At 76.4% G+C, this 2,934-nt stretch carries 4 protein-coding genes; 2 read left to right on the top strand and 2 right to left on the bottom strand.

Going from position 1 to position 2,934, the window contains the following annotated elements:
• Both E1291_RS40585 and E1291_RS40590 read right to left on the bottom strand, forming a co-directional pair.
• A partial coding sequence (locus E1291_RS40585) for a hypothetical protein (protein ID WP_131743342.1) occupies positions 1–478 on the bottom strand: 478 nt, incomplete at its 3' end.
• Positions 479–598: 120 nt separating this feature from the next.
• A complete protein-coding gene (locus E1291_RS40590) occupies positions 599–1,588 on the bottom strand; it encodes an AraC family transcriptional regulator (protein WP_131743344.1) in 990 nt (329 codons plus the stop codon).
• 73 nt (positions 1,589–1,661) lie between these two features.
• On the opposite strand from E1291_RS40590, the gene E1291_RS40595 reads away from it, so the two are divergent.
• Positions 1,662–2,489: an NAD(P)H-binding protein gene (locus E1291_RS40595; RefSeq protein ID WP_207401235.1), complete on the top strand. Its 828-nt coding sequence runs from the start codon at positions 1,662–1,664 to the stop codon at positions 2,487–2,489.
• A 263-nt stretch (positions 2,490–2,752) separates the two neighbouring features.
• A complete protein-coding gene (locus E1291_RS40600; protein WP_131743348.1) occupies positions 2,753–2,932 on the top strand; it encodes a hypothetical protein in 180 nt (59 codons plus the stop codon).
• The last annotated feature ends 2 nt before the right edge of the window (positions 2,933–2,934 follow it).

Below are 2,934 nucleotides of genomic sequence, written 5' to 3' on the forward strand. Positions count from 1 at the left end.
GGCGGTGGGCGCGCGCCGGGCGCGGGACGGAGCGGGCGAGGGCGACCGCGAAGACGGCTCCGCACACCCACCAGACGGCGCGCTCGGCACCGGCCAGCAGCGCCGCAGCGGCCACGGCCGCGGCGGCATGCCCGGCGATCATGGAGGGGCCCATCGCGATGCCGGTCGCCCCCTGCGGCATCGCGGCACCGGCCGGGTGGTGGCCGAACGAGGGACCGCCGAGGCCGAACGCGAGGTGGAAGGCGAGCTGGGCCCAGCCGAGGACGGCCAGGATGCGCCGGAAGGACAGCATCTGCCCGGCGAGCCCGACGCACAGCGCGCCGATCGCCCCGCTCGTGACGAGGATGGCGGGCAGCGGCGGCAGGCAGCAGATCCGGCCGCCGCCGAGGACGTGCCCGGCGAGCGAGAGCAGCGCGCACGCGGCCGCGAGGAAGGCCCCTCGCGCCCATCGCGGCGCCGCCGCTCCCGACTCGCTCACGCCGCAAGCCTAGAACGCCCGCCTCCGGAGATCTCCTCACCCCTGCGTTCAAGATCTGTGGCCCCGGCCCGTGCGGGCGTCCGTAATCTGTCTTCACGTTCCCCGGCGCCGGGAGAACGTCTACGGGGCGGGCCGATCCGCCGACCGCAGCACGGTGCTCGGCGACACCCCGCGGACGCGCTTGAAGGCGGCGCTGAAGGCGAACCCGTCGGCGTACCCGACCCGCCGGGCGACCGAGGCGACGCCGGCGCCGCGCTCGCGCAGCAGGTCGGCGGCCAGCGTCATCCGCCACTCGGTCAGGTAGGCCAGGGGCGGCAGGCCGGCCAGCGCCGTGAAGCGGCGCGCGAACACCGCCCGCGACATGCCCGCCTCGGCGGCCAGGGCCGCGACCGTCCACGGCCGGTCGGGCCGCTCGTGCAGGGCCCGCAGCGCGCGGCCGATCCGCGGGTCGGCGAGCGCGCGGTATCCCGCAGGCGGTTCGGCGTCCGGCCGGGCGAACCAGGCCCGCAGCGCGCGGACCAGGAGCATGTCGAGGAGCCGGTCCAGGATGACCTGCTGGCCCGGCTCCTCGCGGGCGACCTCGGTGGCCAGCAGGTCCAGCAGCGGCGCGAAGTCCGGCTGCCACGGCACGGCCGTAACCGGCGGCAGCGTCGTCAGCAGCCGCTCGCACACGTCGCCGCGCATCGGGTACCCGGCGGTGATCAGCAGCGCCGGGCCGTCCTCCGCCGGGTCGCCGCCGAGCGCGCCGGCGAGCTCCTCGCTCAGGCCGTAGGTGCGGGGGGCCAGGCGGAAGTTGTGGCCGGCGGCGGCCGGGCCGTCCGCCGCCGCGTAGCAGCGGTCCGCCTCGACGACCACGACCTGCGGCTCGGTGTCCGGGGCGTCCGCGGCCGTGAACGGGTTCTCGCCCCGCACCAGCACGATGTCGCCCCGTCCCGCTCGGACCGGGGCGCCGCCGTCCGGGACGAGCCACGCCTCGCCCCGCAGCGTCGTGGCCAGCGAGAGCGGCGCGGGCGCCGCGAACCGCACCGCCCAGGGCGGCTCGGCCACCGAGCGGCAGAACACGGCGCCGCGCGCCCGGACACCGGAGAGCAGATCGTCCAGGAGGTCCATACAGAGACGATCTCACATGGAATCGAGACGAGCGTCCATGGATCGTCTCGGACGGCGCTGGTGTGCTGGACCCATGACCACATCATCATCACCGGTTCTCGTGCTCGGCGCCCGCGGCAAGACCGGCAGCCGCGTCGTACCCCGCCTCACCGGCCTCGGCGTGCCCGTGCGCGCCGGGTCCCGCTCCACCGGCACGCGCTTCGAATGGGCCGACCGAAGCTCCTGGGGCCCCGCGCTGGAGGGCGCGGGCGCGGTCTATCTCGTCCCGATGAACGAGCATGTCGAGGCGGACGTCGTCACGGAGTTCACCGGCGCCGCCGTCGCCGCGGGCGTCCGGCGGATCGTGCTGCTGTCGGCGCGCGGGCCGGGCGGCCGCCCGCAGGACCTGCAGGCGCCCGCGGAACGGGCCGTCCGGGAGTCCGGCGTCGAATGGACCATCCTCCGCGCGGCGTGGTTCGCCCAGAACTTCAGCGAGGACGTGTTCCTGCCCGCGCTGCTCGAGGGCGAGCTGGCGCTGCCCGCCGGCGAGGGACGCGAGGCCTTCGTGGACGTCGCGGACATCGCCGACGTGGCCGTGGCCGCGCTCACCGGCGACGGGCACGCCGGGCGGGTCTACGAGCTGTCCGGGCCGGAGCCGCTGTCGTTCCGCGAGGCCGTCCGGCTGATCGCCGAGGCGTCCGGGCGCGACCTGCGCTACACCCCGCTGGAGGCGTCGGTGTTCAGGGCTCGGCTGGCGGAGCAGGGCGTGCCGGACGCCCTCGTCTCGATCCTCACCGATCTCCTGGGGGACATCGCGAACGGCGTCGGCGATCACGCCGACGACGGGGTGCGGCAGGCCCTCGGACGGGACCCGCGGCCGTTCGCCGACTATGTGAAGGAGACCGCCGGGGCCTGGGCCTGACCCACCGGGCCCGGCCGCGGGCGCGCTCCGCGGCCGGGCCCGTCTCCGACCGGGCCGCCCACCCGGAAGGAGCGCCCTCCCGGACGCGTCCGGAACCGGCCGCCCAGCCCCGTCCAGGGGCACTGACCTGCGATCATTCCGGCATCCTGACTGCGCGGGTCAACCGGAATGTCACCGAACCGGACCGGGTCGCCACGCGTCGTACAGGCCGGAGGTTCCGCCCAGGGGAACCGAGACGACGCGAGAGGCAGGTGGGCAGCGACATGGCTCCCGATGCTCCGCCCCCGGAAGCGGAGCCCCCGGCGCGCCGCGCGCCCGCCCACGAGGGGACGGCCGCCTTCCTCGCCGGGACGCCCGGCGGCCTGCGCGACCGGACGGGCGCGGACGACCTGGAGACGGCCTTCCTCACGCTGATCTCGGAGCCGACGGGGAGCACCGCGTGAAC

The sequence above is a fragment of the Actinomadura roseirufa genome, assembly GCF_900659635.1.
GTDB lineage: Bacteria > Actinomycetota > Actinomycetes > Streptosporangiales > Streptosporangiaceae > Spirillospora > Spirillospora roseirufa.

What these genes read in the sequence shown, in the direction of transcription:
- E1291_RS40595 (WP_207401235.1), top strand. Translation starts at nt 1,662, where the DNA reads ATGACCACATCATCATCACCGGTTCTCGTGCTCGGCGCCCGCGGCAAG.
- E1291_RS40590 (WP_131743344.1), bottom strand. Translation starts at nt 1,588, where the DNA reads ATGGACCTCCTGGACGATCTGCTCTCCGGTGTCCGGGCGCGCGGCGCC.
- E1291_RS40600 (WP_131743348.1), top strand. Translation starts at nt 2,753, where the DNA reads ATGGCTCCCGATGCTCCGCCCCCGGAAGCGGAGCCCCCGGCGCGCCGC.